The 14,602-nt window shown below is 71.4% G+C and carries 14 protein-coding genes; 7 read left to right on the top strand and 7 right to left on the bottom strand.

Features of this window, described 5'->3' with window-relative positions; all coding sequences use genetic code 11:
* Positions 1-66: 66 nt before the first annotated feature.
* A complete protein-coding gene (locus C6N31_RS06940) occupies positions 67-1,221 on the top strand; it encodes an acyl-CoA dehydrogenase family protein (protein WP_138351218.1) in 1,155 nt (384 codons plus the stop codon).
* Between the two features lie 14 nt (positions 1,222-1,235).
* On the opposite strand, the gene C6N31_RS06935 is transcribed toward C6N31_RS06940, so the two are convergent.
* The 3 genes from C6N31_RS06935 to C6N31_RS06925 form a co-directional block, all read right to left on the bottom strand.
* On the bottom strand, positions 1,236-1,568 hold the full coding sequence (locus tag C6N31_RS06935; RefSeq protein ID WP_138351217.1) for a rhodanese-like domain-containing protein: 333 nt from the start codon (positions 1,566-1,568) through the stop codon (positions 1,236-1,238).
* 110 nt (positions 1,569-1,678) lie between these two features.
* Entirely contained in the window at positions 1,679-2,530 is an 852-nt protein-coding gene (locus C6N31_RS06930; protein WP_374117298.1) for a hypothetical protein, read from the bottom strand.
* Between the two features lie 152 nt (positions 2,531-2,682).
* Positions 2,683-4,128 carry a DUF2252 domain-containing protein gene (locus tag C6N31_RS06925; RefSeq protein ID WP_138351215.1) on the bottom strand — a complete coding sequence of 482 codons (1,446 nt, stop codon included), beginning with the start codon at positions 4,126-4,128 and terminating at the stop codon, positions 2,683-2,685.
* Between the two features lie 235 nt (positions 4,129-4,363).
* Between C6N31_RS06925 and C6N31_RS06920 the strand changes: the two genes are divergently transcribed.
* Positions 4,364-6,946, top strand: coding sequence for an ATP-binding SpoIIE family protein phosphatase (locus C6N31_RS06920; protein ID WP_198357308.1), 2,583 nt, complete (start codon positions 4,364-4,366; stop codon positions 6,944-6,946).
* Between the two features lie 58 nt (positions 6,947-7,004).
* Here the strand turns inward: C6N31_RS06920 and C6N31_RS06915 are convergent, their stop codons facing one another.
* Positions 7,005-7,442, bottom strand: coding sequence for a winged helix-turn-helix transcriptional regulator (locus C6N31_RS06915; RefSeq protein ID WP_138351214.1), 438 nt, complete (start codon positions 7,440-7,442; stop codon positions 7,005-7,007).
* Between the two features lie 136 nt (positions 7,443-7,578).
* On the opposite strand from C6N31_RS06915, the gene C6N31_RS06910 reads away from it, so the two are divergent.
* A complete protein-coding gene (locus tag C6N31_RS06910; RefSeq protein ID WP_138351213.1) occupies positions 7,579-8,226 on the top strand; it encodes an FMN-dependent NADH-azoreductase in 648 nt (215 codons plus the stop codon).
* 37 nt (positions 8,227-8,263) lie between these two features.
* On the opposite strand, the gene C6N31_RS06905 is transcribed toward C6N31_RS06910, so the two are convergent.
* Positions 8,264-8,701: a MarR family winged helix-turn-helix transcriptional regulator gene (locus C6N31_RS06905; RefSeq protein ID WP_138351339.1), complete on the bottom strand. Its 438-nt coding sequence runs from the start codon at positions 8,699-8,701 to the stop codon at positions 8,264-8,266.
* A gap of 143 nt (positions 8,702-8,844) precedes the next feature.
* Between C6N31_RS06905 and C6N31_RS06900 the strand changes: the two genes are divergently transcribed.
* Complete coding sequence (locus C6N31_RS06900) at positions 8,845-10,305, top strand: MFS transporter (RefSeq protein ID WP_244809294.1); 1,461 nt, start codon at positions 8,845-8,847, stop codon at positions 10,303-10,305.
* Between the two features lie 124 nt (positions 10,306-10,429).
* Here the strand turns inward: C6N31_RS06900 and C6N31_RS06895 are convergent, their stop codons facing one another.
* Together C6N31_RS06895 and C6N31_RS06890 are read right to left on the bottom strand one after the other, a co-directional pair.
* Positions 10,430-11,005, bottom strand: a complete 576-nt coding sequence (locus C6N31_RS06895; RefSeq protein ID WP_138351212.1) for a TerD family protein — start codon at positions 11,003-11,005, stop codon at positions 10,430-10,432.
* A gap of 208 nt (positions 11,006-11,213) precedes the next feature.
* Positions 11,214-11,738, bottom strand: coding sequence for a PadR family transcriptional regulator (locus tag C6N31_RS06890; RefSeq protein WP_138351211.1), 525 nt, complete (start codon positions 11,736-11,738; stop codon positions 11,214-11,216).
* Between the two features lie 116 nt (positions 11,739-11,854).
* Here C6N31_RS06890 and C6N31_RS06885 point away from each other — a divergent pair, with 116 nt between their 5' ends.
* The 3 genes from C6N31_RS06885 to C6N31_RS06875 all read left to right on the top strand — a co-directional run bounded on the left by C6N31_RS06885 (position 11,855) and on the right by C6N31_RS06875 (position 14,593).
* Positions 11,855-12,421, top strand: a complete 567-nt coding sequence (locus C6N31_RS06885; RefSeq protein WP_138351210.1) for a hypothetical protein — start codon at positions 11,855-11,857, stop codon at positions 12,419-12,421.
* Positions 12,422-12,427: 6 nt separating this feature from the next.
* The gene (locus tag C6N31_RS06880) at positions 12,428-13,777 is read left to right on the top strand and encodes a carotenoid oxygenase family protein (RefSeq protein WP_198357262.1); all 1,350 of its coding nucleotides are present in this window, start codon (positions 12,428-12,430) and stop codon (positions 13,775-13,777) included.
* 93 nt (positions 13,778-13,870) lie between these two features.
* On the top strand, positions 13,871-14,593 hold the full coding sequence (locus C6N31_RS06875; RefSeq protein WP_187144949.1) for an aquaporin: 723 nt from the start codon (positions 13,871-13,873) through the stop codon (positions 14,591-14,593).
* Positions 14,594-14,602: the final 9 nt, after the last annotated feature.

Below are 14,602 nucleotides of genomic sequence, written 5' to 3'. Positions count from 1 at the left end.
CCTCTCACTAGAACGTGTTCTAACCTGACGCACTGTCAGGGACCGTAGCGGTGGGAGGGGCTAGCAGTGGACTTCAGCTTCACCGAGGAGCAACTGGCGGCGGTCGAGGCGGCGCGGGCCGTGTTCTCGGGAGTCGCGCCGGACTCGGTCCCCAGCCCCGCGCTGACCCAGGGGGCCGTCGCCGAGGACTTCGACCGCGCCCTCTGGCGCAAGCTCGCGGACAGCGATCTGCTGAGCCTCGCCCTGGCCGGCACCTACGGCGGCGCCGGTCTCGACCCGATGGCGCTGTGCCTCGTGCTGCGTGAGGCCGGCAAGGTGCTCGCCCGGGTGCCGCTGCTGGAGACCTACGCCGCCGGGCTCGCCGTACAGACCTACGGCTCCGCGGCGCTGCGCGCCCGGCTGCTTCCGGCGGCGGGCAGCGGCGGGGTCGTCCTCACCGTCGCCGCCAACGGCCGCACCGGCCATGACGGGGCCGAGCTCTCCGTTCAGGCGCGGCAGCACCAGGACGACGGGACCGAGGAGCCGGGCCAGTGGCTGCTCGACGGGGTGCAGACGGCCGTCCCATGGGCGCAGCAGGCCGATCACATCCTGGTGCCGGCCCACACCACCGAGGGCCGGCCGGTCATCGCGGTGGTCCCCCGGCTCCACGAGGGCGTCACGCTCGCCGAGCAGGTCTCCACCAGCGGTGAGCGGTTCGCCGAGATCACGTTCGACGGGGTACGGATCCCGGCCGATGACGTCATCACCGCGGACGGCAGCTGGGAGTGGCTGCGCAATGTGCTCGCCACCGGCACCTGCGCCCTGGCTCTGGGCCTCGGCGAGGCGGTCCTCGGCATGACCAGCTCCTACGCCGGCAAGCGTGAGCAGTTCGGGTACCCCATCGCGACCTTCCAGGCGGTCGCGGTGCAGGCCGCCGACCGCTACATCGACCTGCGGGCGATGGAGGCCACCCTCTGGCAGGCCGCCTGGCGGCTGAGCATCGACACCCCCGGCGCGCTGCCCTTCACCGGCGATGTCGCGGTCGCGAAGATCTGGGCGTCGGAGGGCGTACGGCGGGTCGTGCAGACCGCGCAGCACCTGCACGGCGGCTTCGGCGCGGACACCGACTACGCGCTGCACCGCTACCACGCCTGGGCCAAGCAGCTGGAGCTGTCGCTCGGTCCCGCCGCCGCCCACGAGGAGGTCCTGGGCGACCTGATCGCCGCCCACCCGCTCGGCTGAGGCCTGGGGGCCTGCTACAGGACGAAGGCCGGGCCGCCGCCGTCCGACACCAGCGGCCGCCCGGCCGCTTCCCAGCCGAGCATCCCGCCGTCCACGTTCACCGCGTCGACGCCCTGGGCGATCAGGTACTGGGCGACCTGCGCCGACCGTCCGCCGACCCGGCAGACCACATGCACCGTGCCGCCGTCCGGCACCTCGGCGATCCGGCTCACGACCTCGCCCATGGGGATGTGGAGGGCGTGCTGCGCGTGCCCGGCCGCCCACTCGTCGTTCTCCCGGACGTCCAGCAGGATGCCATCGGCCGGAACACCGGCGGCGTCGACGGCGGGCAGCTGGGAGTTGAACATGGGAAGGGCCTCCTCGGCACAACGAGCTCAGCACGGGCTCGGCGCGGGCTCAGCTCGCGTTCAGCGGGCTCAGCGCGCACGACACACACAGCGGACCTGAGAAAACTACCTCAGCCCTCAGCGGGCCGGACCAGCTCGGCGAGCCGTGCCTCCCGCGCCCCGACCTGTTCCAGCAGCTGCTCGGCGATCTCGTTGAGCAGCCCGTCAGGATCGTCGGGGGACAGCTTCATCATCTGCCCGATCGCGCTGCCGTCCAGATCCGTGGCGATCACGGACAGCGCCTCCTTGCGTTCGGCCAGCCACTCCAGCCGGGCGTAGAGCACCTCCGCCTCGGTCGGCAGCTCCTCCTCGAGCACCGGCCCGGCCTCCCACTCCGCCCCCAGCTCGCGCAGCCGGTCCTCGTCGGCGTCCGCGTAGGCCTCGTTGACCCGTGCGATGAAGACGCTGCGCCGCTCCTTCTCCGCCTCGTCCTGCGCCAGGTCCGGGTGCGCCTTGCGGGCGAGCTCGCGGTAGAGCCGCTGCGCCTCCTTGCCCGGCCGCACCCGGCGCGGCGGATTGGGGTCCTCGACCGGCCGCACACCGTCCTGGCCGAGCATCCCCTCGAAGAGCTCCTCTATGCCCGGCATGGGCATGACGAGGGCGCGGGCCTCCCAGGCCCGCTCGATGTCCTCACGGTCGCCGCTGTTCGCCGCCACCGCCTCCGCGATCAGGGCGTCCAGCTCGTCCAGCCGGGCATACATCGGGCCGAGCCGCTGGTGATGCAGCCGGGAGAAGTTGTCCACCTCGACCCGGAAGGTCTCCACCGCGATCTCGAACTCGATGAGCGCCTGCTCAGCGGCGCGCACCGCCTTCGCCAACCGCTGGGAGGCCGCTTGATCCACCTGTTCCGCTTCCGGGTTCGTCACCCGCACAGCGTACGGATTCCGGCGGCCCCCCGTCCCGGGGCCCGGCACCGAAGCCATGCCCCGGAGCCGTACCGCCGGGCCCCACACCCCTTCCGCGCCCCCGAAAGATTCCGTTTCGCACCGGATCAAGACCGGATCAAGACCGGCTCGGACCGGATCGGACCGCAACCGAGGCAGGTCCGAGCCAGGACCGAGCCAGGACCGACGCCCTAGATTCCGAGTTCCGCCGCGACCTTCCCCGTCCTGATCGCGCCGAGCAGCTCCGCGTGATCGGCCTCCGTGCGGTCCGCGTACGCCACCGCGAAGGACGTGATCGCCGTGTCCAGCTCCTCGTTCTTGCCGCAGTACCCGGCGATCAGCCGCGGATCCGCGCTGTGCGAGTGCGCCCGCGCGAGCAGCGCCCCGGTCATGCGCGCGTAGTCGTCGATCAGCCCCGCCTCCAGCGACGCCGGATCCACGCTCCCCTTCCGGTTCCGGAACTGGCGCACCTGGTAGGGCAGCCCGTCCACGGACGTCCACCCCAGCAGGATGTCGCTGACCACCTGCATCCGCTTCTGCCCGAGCACCACCCGCCGGCCCTCGTGCGCACCGTGCGAGCCGTGCGCATCGTGCGAGCCGCGCGCGGAGCTGGAGGCGGCATCCGCCTCCGCGGTGTCGAATCCGGCCTTCGCCACGTACGGCCGCAGCGCGGACGCCCGCGCCTCCTTCACCTGGAGCACCAGCGGCTCCCCGAGGTGGTCGAGCAGCAGCACCACGTACGACCTGGTCCCCACGCTGCCGGTCCCCACCACCCGGAACGCCACATCGTGCACCGCGTAGCGCGCGAGCAGCGGCAGCCGGTCCTCCGACACCGTCCGCAGATAGCCGTCCAGCGCTCCGGCGACCGCCGCGGCCTCCGCGTCCGGCACCCGCCGCAGCACGGGCAGCGCGTCGACGAAGCGCCGTCCGCCGTCTTCCAGCAGCTCGGTCGACCGCGCGACGAACTTCGCGCTGGTGTTCTTCCGCGCCTTGGCCGACACCTGTTCCAGCGTGCCCAGCAGATCGCGCGCGTCCGCGTGCGCGACCAGCTCCTCGTGCGCGATGGCGTTCCACGCGTCCAGCACCGGCAGCTTGGCCAGCAGCCGCATGGTGCGCCGGTACGCGCCGACCGCGTCGTACGCCGCCGACCGGCAGATGTCCTCGGACGCGCCCGCCTCCCGCCCGGCGAGCACCAGCGAGGCCGCGAGCCGCTTCACATCCCATTCCCACGGGCCGAGCAGCGTCTCGTCGAAATCGTTGATGTCCATGACCAGCCGGCCGCGGGCGTCGCCGTAGAGGCCGAAGTTCGCGGCGTGCGCGTCACCGCAGATCTGGGCGCCGACACCGGTCACCGGGGTGTCGACGAGATCGGCCGCCATCAGCCCCGCGGAACCGCGCAGGAAGGAGAACGGGCTCGCCGCCATCCGTCCGACGCGGAGCGGTATCAGCGCTTCGATCCGGCCGGAATTCGACGCCTCCAGCGCCCCCAGCGGGCCCGGCCGGTCACCGCCGGCCGGCAGCTGGTCGTGTGCCGACCGGGGCACCCGGCCCCGCAGCGCCTTGCCCGCGGTCCTCGCCGTGGCCTCGTGCGGCCAGCGCGCGAACCCCGTGGTCCGCGGCACCCTCAACTCGCTCATGCGCTCTCCCCGTCAGCGAGCGGACGCCCCGATGCCACTTACCCCACCACTGGGGGCAATCTGGCCATTTGGTCGACCCCGCCCGAAGTTTCGTGCTTGCCTTGAGCCAGGACCCTACTCAGCGCCGAACCGCAGGTGCACGACGTTGAACGAGATGACCCGGCTTTCCCAGTCCGCCGATACGGCCAAAAGCCCGTCCAAGGGTTCGGCCGCCGGCGCGGAAGCGAAGACGGAGATGGACGTGTCCGTCGACTCTGCCTCCGGAAACGGCAGCGGCAGCACAGCCGGCACCGCGGCCGGCAACGGCTCCGCCGCGGCGCCGCTGGCCACCACCGGGGTGGCCGCGCTCCTGCGGCTCGCCGTCATCTGCGTGGATCCCGACGGCCGCGTCTCCTACTGGAACCGCGGCTCCGAGGAGCTCTTCGGCCACCGCTGGGAAGGCGTTTTCGGCCATCGTGCCTCCGGGCTGCTGACCGCCTCCGGCGCTCCGCACGAGGACACCCTCGATCTGCTGGACGACCTCACCCACCCCGCCTGGGCCGGTTCGCTCGCCACCACCGACCGGGACGGCACCGTTCGCGACGTGCTGTGGTGGACGTACCGGATCATGGAACCCGCCGGCCGCAGCCTGCTGGCCATCGCCGCCAACGCCAAGCCACTGCGCGCTGGTTCGCTGCGGATCGCCCTCGGCGACCGCCTGCTGCCGTACGCCGCGGAGGAGCCGGCGCGCGAGGCCCGCGAGGGCATCTCGGTCTCCGCCCAGCTCGCGCCCGTCCCCGACCTGGCGCACGCCCGGCAGCTGACCAACCGGCTCGGCATCGTGCTGCCCCGGGTGAGCGCCGGCCGCCTCGAACGGATCATGCGGCAGGTCGTCCCGCTCGGCTACCCCGTCCTGCGGGTGGACGGCAGCACGGAACTCCCGGTCCTGCCCAGGGAGTACGAGGCCGATGGCGGAACGTTGCGCCCGGCCCGCACCAACCGCCGGGAGCTGCTCCCCGCACCCCGTTCGGGCTCCGGAACGTCCGTCGAGACGACAGTCGCACCGGCCGCCGGGAACTCGGCCGGCAACTCCGCCATGGGCCGGACCACCGGGGTACGCACCGGCGCCGACGGCCTGACCGCCGTCCCCGCCGTACCGGTCTTCGCGACGCCCGCTCCCGGCCATGTGCTGGACGAACAGCTCGCGTTACTCCGTGAGACCGGCACCAAGGTCGGCAGCACCCTCGATCTCGACACCACCGCACGCGAGCTGTGCGCCGTGACCGTCCCGCGCTTCGCGGACTTCGCGGCGATCCTCATCGTCGACCAGCTGTTCTCCGACACCGAGCTGCCGAAGGACGACCGGCCGTCCGACACCGTCCTGCTCCGCCGGGTCGCCGTCGCCCTGCACGGGCCGCCCGGCGCCTGGGACAGCGCCGTCCCGGAGGGCGAGTTGATCACCCTCTCCGCCGACGACATCACCCCCCGCCTGAGCGAGCCGCTGCTCGTCCCCGTCATCGAACCGGGGCTCGCCCAGGACCTCGCGCTCGACCTGGGCGTGCCGGCCCTCGGCCCGCTGCTGCCCGGCCGTTCCATGGTCGTGGTCCCGCTCACCGCGCGCGGTACGGTCCTCGGCCGGATGTGCTTCCTGCGCCAGCCGAACCGGCGCCCGTTCGACGCCAAGGACGCCGCGACCGCCGGCGAGATCGTCACCCGCGGCGCCGTCCACCTCGACAACGCCCGGCTGCACCGCTTCGAGTCCCGGGCCGCCGCGACGCTGCAGCGCAGCATGATGCCGACCCGGCCGCCCAAGATCCCCGGCGTGCGCATCGCGCACCACTACATGCCGGGCGACCGCCAGGCGCAGGTCGGCGGCGACTGGTTCGACGCGATCCAGCTCCCGGGCGGCCGTGTCGCGCTCATCGTCGGCGATGTGATGGGGCACGGCCTGATCAGCGCCGCCGTCATGGGCCAGTTCCGCACGTCCGTCATCACCATGGCCGCCCTCGACCTGCCGCCGGCGCAGCTGCTGCGGCACCTCGACAACCTCGCGCACCGGCTGGGCCCCGAACACCTCGCCACCTGCGTCTACGCGGTCTACGACCCGATCCACCGCAATCTGACCCTCGCCAACGCCGGTCACATCCCGCCCGTCCTGGCCCGCCACGACGGGGTCAGCGAGCTGCTGCAGATCCCCAAGGGAGCGCCGATCGGCGTCGGGGGCGTGCCGTTCGAGACGGTCGAGATCCCGGTGCCGGACGGCAGTTGGCTGGTGCTGTGCACGGACGGCCTGGTCGAGGTCCGCGGCCAGGGGATAGACGCGGGTCTTGCCGCCCTGTGTGCCAATGTCATCGAGCCGCAGCAGACCCCCGAGGACGTGTGCGCGCAGATCCTCAGCCGGCTGCACTCCGAGGACCGGCGGGACGATGTCGCCCTGCTCGTCGCCCGGTTCGAGGGCATCGCCTCCAAGGACGTCGCCCAGTGGACGCTGCGCATGGACGACGCGGAGGTCCGCACCGCGCGTGAGCTCACCCGGCAGCAGCTCGGCATCTGGGGTCTCGACCGGCTCATGGACGTCACGGAACTGCTGGTCAGCGAGCTGGTCACCAATGCGCTGCGGGTGGCGTCGCACGACGTCCAGCTGCGGCTGATGAACGTCGGCAAGCTGCTGGTCGAGGTCAGCGACGACGATCACAACCTGCCGCAGTTGCGGCGGGCCGACGCGGACGACGAGGAGGGGCGCGGCCTCGCGCTCGTCTCGCATCTGTCGCGGCGCTGGGGTACGAGCCGCAAGGCGGTCGGCAAGGTCGTCTGGTTCGAACTCCCGCTGCCGGGCTAGAACTTCGGCTTCGGGACGGGACTTCGACTCCCGGACCGGTGCGACCGCGCCGGGTCGTTCAGCAGATCTCGGGCTGCTGGGGCCGGGAGGGGCTGGCGTGCGCGCCCGCGCACGGCCCGGCCGGGTCGCCCGCTGCGTCGATGCCGCCCAGCAGATACGTCTCGGCCCACTGGCCCAGCTCGTGCAGGGCCGGGCCGAGACCGAGGCCGGCCTCGGTGAGCCGGTAGGTCACGCGCAGCGGCGGGCCTTCGTCGACCTCACGGACGACCAGTCCGGCGTCGACCAGCTCGCTCAACCGGTCCGACAGCATGCGCTCGCTGATCTTGGGGAGGGCTCTCCGCAGGTCGGCGTAGTACGCCGCCCGCTGGGTGAGGACGGCCACGATCAGCCCGGTCCACCGTTTTCCCAGCAGCTCGAAGACGCGCGTGAGCGCGATGTCGACGCCCGTACACACCTCGGCCCCGAGCTCTGCCTGCGCCTGCTGTCCCCGTTGCATGGGTACAGCGTACTGCCGTCCCACTTGCTACTGCAGAAAAGTAAGCTACTGTGATATCAATAGCTACATACGAAAGAACGCAGACGCCCACGGTGGCGCGACGTTCGCCCCGTCTTCCGAGAGTGGAGGCATTCCCATGCCCACCTTGCTGCACATCGACTCCTCCGCCTTCCACGAGGGCTCCGTCTCCCGCGAGGTCGCCGCGACCTTCCGCAAGGAATGGGAGGCGCAGCACCCGGACGGCACCGTGATCTACCGCGACCTCGCGGCCGATCCGCTCCCCCATCTGACCGCCGACGCCATCACGGCGTCCTTCGTCCCGGCGGCCGACCACACCCCCGAGCAGCGGGCCGCCCACGCTCTGCGGGAGACCCTCGCCGAGGAGCTGGAGCGGGCCGACGCGGTGCTGATCGGCACCCCGATGTACAACTTCACGATCCCCTCCAGCCTCAAGGCATGGCTGGACCAGGTGATCATCATCGGCCGCACCGGCGGCGAGGGGTCCACGGTGGCCGGCACCCCGGTCACGGTCGTGACCGCCCGCGGCGGTTCGTACGCCGCCGGCACCCCGCGGGAGAGCTTCGAGTTCGCCTCGAACTACCTGGAGAAGGTCCTCACCGGCATGCTCGGCCTCGAAGTCGACTTCATCGTCCCTGAGCTGACGCTCGCTCATGTGAAGCCGGAGATGGCCGACCTCCGGGACCTGGCCGACGCGTCGCGCACCCGCGCCCACGAGGAAGCGGTCTCCAAGGCCAAGGCACTCGCCGTCCGCCTGGCAGCCTGAGGCCCCTCGCCCTGCCGTCTGCGTTACGTGTCACCCGTTACGCGCCGCTGGCCCCGCCCGATTCCGGGCGGGGCCATTCGCGTCCCTCCAGCGCCTCGATGCTGCGGTTGAACCGGGTGAGTACGTCCTCGAACTGCCCGATCTCCCGCGGCGTCCAGTCCGCGAGCACCCAGCCCAGGCCTTCCAGATGGACCGCCCGGTCGGCTGTCAGCCGGTCCTTGCCGGCACTGGTGATCCGCAGCTTCCGCGCCATTCCGCCGTCCGGATCCGCGACGCGCTCCGCCAGCCCGGCCCGCAGCAGCGCCGCCGTCTGCCGGTTGACCGTCGAGGTGTCGAGGCCGAAGGCCTCCGCGAGCTGTCCGATGGACATCGCGCCGTCCGCTTCGATCCTGGTCAGCAGCAGATAGGCGGACTTCTCCAGCCGCCCGCCCGCCGGGTCCCGGCGGGCCATCACCTGGTGCCGGGCGACAAGCATCAACTCCCGTTCGAGTCGCTCCAGCACACTGCCTCCTATGTCACCGCGTCCTGCGCGCCGCGCGTACCCACGAGGGACGCAATGTGCACGATACACAGCCTGTGTATCGTGCACATCAACAACTTCACCCGGAGGCGGTACACGTGCCCCAGATATCCGATCCAGTGGCCCGCGACCGGGGCAGCTCCATCGTCGTGGTGCTCGCGTTCGCGGGCATCGTCGTGGCGGTCATGCAGACCCTCGTGGTCCCGCTGATCCCCGAACTCCCCAAGCTGCTGCACGCCTCCGCCTCCGACGCCTCATGGGTGATCACCGCCACCCTGCTGGCCGGCGCGGTCGCCACCCCCGTCATGGGCCGGCTCGGCGACATGTACGGCAAGCGGCGGATCCTGCTCTTCAGCCTCGGCCTGCTGATCATCGGCTCGCTGATCTGCGCCTTCACCACCTCGCTGCTCCCGATGGTGGTCGGCCGGGCCTTCCAGGGCGGCGCGATGGGCGTCATCCCGCTCGGCATCAGCATCATGCGTGACGAGCTGCCCAAGGAGCGGATGGGCTCCGCGATGGCCCTGATGAGCTCCTCGCTCGGCATCGGCGGGGCGCTCGGCATGCCGGGTGCCGCGGCGATCGCCCAGCACTTCGACTGGCACTCGCTGTTCCTGTGCTCGGCCGGGCTCGGGGCGGCGGCCGCCGCGCTCATCTTCTTCCTGGTCCCCGAGTCGACGGTGCGCACCCCCGCACGGTTCGACTTCCCCGGTGCGGTCGGGCTCTCGGCGGGGCTGGTCTGCCTGCTGCTGGCGGTGTCCAAGGGCGGCGACTGGGGCTGGGGCAGCGGCACCACCCTCGGACTGCTCGGCGCCGCCGTGCTGATCCTGCTCGGCTGGGGCACCTTCGAGCTGCGGACCACCGCGCCGCTGGTGGATCTGCGGACCACCGCCCGCCCCCAGGTGCTGCTCACCAACCTCGCGTCGGTCCTGGTCGGGTTCGCCCTCTTCGCGATGTCGATCGTGCTTCCGCAGCTCCTGCAGTTGCCCAAGGCGACCGGTTACGGTCTCGGCCAGTCGATGGTCGCGGCCGGGCTGTGCCTGGCGCCCGCCGGGCTGGTGATGATCGTGATCTCCCCGCTGTCGGCGCGGATCTCGGCCGCCCGCGGCCCGAAGACCTCGCTGATGCTGGGCGTGACGGTGGTCGCCGCCGGTTACGCCATGGGGCTGTTCCTGATGGACACCGTCTGGGAGGTCATCCTGGTATCGGCGGTGATCGGCACCGGCATCGCGCTCGCCTACGCCGCCATGCCCGCACTGATCATGGGCGCCGTGCCGCTGTCGGAGACCGCGGCCGCCAACGGCCTCAACACCCTGATGCGGTCGATCGGCACCTCGGTCTCCAGCGCGGTCGTCGGTGTGGTGCTCGCCCATATGACGCATCCGTTCGGCGGCATGCCGCTGCCCACGCTGAACGGTTTCCGCGTCGCGTTCGCGATCGCCTGCGGGGCCGGCCTCGCCGCCCTGCTGATCGCGGCCTTCATCCCGGCCCGCCACACCCGGCCGCAGCTCGCGGCTTCCGGCCCGGCCACGGTCAACGCGCCCGCCGACCAGCCCGCCTAGGAGTCCACCGGCGAACACCGCGGACACGGCGAACGCTGCAGACGGAGCAGACGCCGAAGACACGGCAGACACAGAAGGGCCGCGCGACAGTCGTCGCGCGGCCCTTCCGCAGGTGACGCCGAGGTCAGAGGTTGACGCCGAAGTCCTGCGCGATACCGCGCAGCCCCGAGGCGTAGCCCTGGCCGACGGCCCGGAACTTCCACTCCGCGCCGTTGCGGTACAGCTCGCCGAAGACCATCGCGGTCTCGGTGGAGGCGTCCTCGGTGAGGTCGTAACGAGCCAGTTCGTTGTTGTCCGCCTGGTTCACCACACGGATGAACGCGTTGCGGACCTGGCCGAAGCTCTGCTGACGGCTCTCGCCCTCATAGATCGAGACCGGGAACACGATCTTGTCGACCTCGGGCGGAACGGTCGCGAGGCTGACCTTGACGGCCTCGTCGTCGCCCTCGCCCTCACCCGTGAGGTTGTCGCCGGTGTGCTCGACAGAACCGTCCGGGCTCTTGAGGTTGTTGAAGAAGATGAAGTGCTTGTCCGAGACAACCTTGCCGGTCGTATCGACCAGCAGCGCACTCGCGTCCAGGTCGAAGTCGGTGCCGGTCGTCGTGCGCACGTCCCAGCCCAGGCCGACGGTGACCGCCGTCAGTCCGGGGGCCTCCTTCGTCAGCGAGACATTGCCGCCTTTGGAGAGGCTGACACCCATGATGGACTCCCTGCTCAATCCGGCGCGGGCCGCGCCGCTTGACGATTCCTTTGCCCAATAGCTCCAACGGACACCACCCTGCCCCGGTTCCCGCCGGCCTGCCACCCTTGCGCGGCCGGTCCGCACCGGCCGCTCCGCCACTCGGCCGATCGGTGCCGATCCAGCGGCTCCGCGTGCCGGCGCCGGGCACCCGGCACCGGCACGCGGTTCAGCGCGCGCGGCCCGCGACCTGGTCGGCGGCCCAGCGGGCCCATTCCTCCTGCATGGCGGTGAAGCGCAGCCCGTACTCCAGGGCCAGCCGGCCGTAGACGGACGGCTGGTCGTCGCCCCAGTCCACCGCCGCCTCCAGCTCCTTCAGCGAGGCCCGGTGATCGGCCGCGCGGGAGGCCTCGTTCCCGAGGTACGCGCACGCCTCCACCGGAGTGAGCACGCCCAGGAAGAAGACCCGCAGCAACGTTTCGCTGCGGCGCACCCGGTCGGGTTCCGTCTCGGTGAGCCAGTGCCGCAGCTCGGCGAGGCCTTCGTCGGTGAGGGCGTACTCCTTGCGGCCGCGCGGTCCTTCCGCGGCCACTTCCAGCAGGCCCGTATCGGCGAGACGCCCCAGCTCGCCGTAGACCTGGCTCTGGGTCGCGGGCCAGACATTGGCGAGGGAGGTCTCGAACAGTTTCATCAGGTCGTAGCCGCTGGCCGGACGTTCGACCAAGAGGCCCAGCAGTGCGTGGCGGAGGCTCATGTGGTCCATCCTACCTTCCACTCTTGACACGTCAATGCTGGACGTTCTACTTTTGACACGTCGGAAATGGAATACCGGAAACCCGGACACCAGACCGGACCACTGGAAGGCTTGTCATGAACTACCTGCGCGGCTTCATCCCCTGGATCGCCTTCGCCGCCGTCTCCTCGGCCGGCTGGCAGTGGGGAGCCCTCACCGGTCTTGTCCTCGGCATCTGGCTGCTGATCCAGGACCGCAAGGCGGGCATCGCCGCCGAGTCCCAGATCCTGGAGTTCAGCACGATCGCGTTCTTCGCGGTCCTCAGCGTGGTCGCCTTCTCCCGTCCGGACTCCGGCCTGGAGGACTACAGCGGGGCGCTCTCGCTCGGCTGGCTGGCCGTCACCGCCTGGGCCACCCTCGCCGTCCGCCGCCCCTTCACCACCGGCATCGCCAAGCGCCAGGCGCCGCCCGAGGTGTGGAACACCCCGGTCTTCCGCCGGATCAACGTGGTGATCACCGCCGCCTGGGCCGCCGCCTTCACCGTGACCGCCGCCGTACTGATCCCCATCTACGCCGCGGACCTGGGCAGCGGTGTCTCGATCCCGGTCCAGGTCGCCGGCTTCGTGGTCCCCGCGCTCTTCACCGCCCGTTACCCGGACCGCGTCCGGGCCCGCCTCTCCGAGCCCGGCACGCAGGAAGGCTGACCCCGCATGACCCAGCAGCCCGCCGTCGCCCCGCACCTGTCCGGCAACTTCGCCCCCGTCGCGGAGGAACTGACCGCCTACGACCTGCCGGTCACCGGATCGATCCCACCCGAGCTGACCGGCTGGTACTTGCGCAACGGCCCCAACCCGCAGGACGCCGCCTCCCCGCACTGGTTCTTCGGCGCCGGGATGGTGCACGGCGTCCGTCTGGAAGGCGGCCGCGCCACCTCGTACCGCAACCGCTGGGTCCGTACCTCGACCTTCACCCACGGCGCCCGGATCTATGACGACCAGGGCAATCTGGATCTCACGGCCGGCCCCGCCAACACCCACATCGTCCGGCACGCGGGCCGCACCCTCGCCCTGGTCGAGGCCTCGTTCCCGTACGAGATCGACTGCCGCCCGGGGCATGAGCTGGAGACCGTCGGACCGCACGACTTCGGCGGCCGGCTCGAGACCCCGATGACCGCCCACCCCAAGACCTGCCCGACCACCGGGGAGCTGCACTTCTTCGGTTACGGCGGGCTCACCGCGCCGTACCTCACGTACCACCGGGCCGACGCCTCCGGCGAGTTGGTCGTCAGCCGCCCCGTGGACGTCCCGGCGCACACGATGATGCACGACTTCCATCTCACCGCCTCCCACGTGGTGTTCATGGATCTGCCCGTGGTCTTCAACCTCCAGGAGGCCATGCGCCCCGGCGGCGGCATGCCGTACCAGTGGGACCCGGCCTACGGCGCCCGGCTCGGCGTGCTGCGCAGGGACGATCCGTACGGCGTCGTCCGCTGGTTCCCGATCGACCCCTGCTACGTCTTCCACGGGCTCAACGCGTACGACGAGGGCGACGGTGACCGGATCGTCCTGCACGTCACGCGCTATCCGCACCACTACGCGCCGGATCTGGTCCACCGGCCCGCCACCTTGTGGCGCTGGACGCTGGACCTCGTGACGGGCACCGTCGCCGAGGAGCAGATCGACGACCGGCCGTGCGAGTTCCCCCGGGTCGACGACCGGCTCGCCGGACAGCCGGCCCGGTTCGGCCATGTCACCACGGCCGAGGGTCTGGGACGCGGGCCGGTGGCCGGCGCCCTGGTCCGCTACGACCTGCGGACCGGCGGCGTCACCAGCCATGAGTTCGCGCCCGGCCGCACCCCCGGCGAAGCCGCCTTCGCCCCGGTGGACGACCTCGCGGGCGGCCCCGGCTGGCTGCTCACCTATGTGTACGACGCCGGCACCGGTACCAGTGACCTGGTGATTCTGGACGCCGAGCACCTCGCCGCCCCGCCGGTCGCGACCATCCACCTGCCCCAGCGGGTGCCCTACGGATTCCATGGCAACTGGCTTCCCGACCAGTGAGCGGCCCTCTGGAACCGGCCGATGGCGATACCGAACCTGTCTCATTTCCAAGATACGGAAACAATATTCCGAAATAGGCCGCAGAATCTGGGTATGCAGACACAGGCCGTGCCGGCGCGGGAAGCCACCCCGCCAGCTGTCCCGCCGCTCAGGAAAGCCGCCGCCGAACTGGTCGGCACCGCCGCCCTGGTGGCCGTCGTGGTCGGCTCCGGCATCCAGGCCACCCGCCTCAGCCACGACGTCGGGGTGCAGCTGCTGGCCAATGTGCTGGCCACCGCCCTGGGACTCTGGGTGCTGATCACCCTCCTCGCCCCGGTCTCCGGCGCGCATCTCAACCCCGTGGTCACCCTCGCCGACTGGTGGACCGCACGCGGCGGCCCGACCGCGTACGGCGCCCGGACCGTGGCCCTCTACGTCCTCGCGCAGACCACCGGCGCCATCGCCGGATCGGTGCTCGCGGACGCCATGTTCGACCGCCCGCTGATCAGCTGGTCCACCCACGACCTGTCGGCCGGGCATCTGCTGCTGGGCGAAGTCGTCGCCACCACCGGACTCGTCCTGCTCGTCACCGGCCTGGTCCGCAGCGGCCGTACGCAGCTGGCACCCGTCGCCGTCGCGACCTATATCGGCGCCGCCTGCTGGTTCACCTCCTCCAGCTCGTTCGCCAACCCCGCCGCCACCGTCGGCCGCTCCTTCAGCGACACATTCACCGGCATCGCCCCCGGATCACTGCCCGGCTTCATCGCCGCCCAGCTGACCGGAGCCGTCCTCGGACTGGCCCTGGCCACCGCGCTCTTCACCCCGAAGAAGCCCTGAGGGAGCCCC

The sequence above is a fragment of the Streptomyces fildesensis genome (assembly GCF_016107395.1).
Lineage (GTDB): Bacteria > Actinomycetota > Actinomycetes > Streptomycetales > Streptomycetaceae > Actinacidiphila > Actinacidiphila fildesensis.
This window is presented reverse-complemented; position numbering and strand designations above follow the sequence as displayed.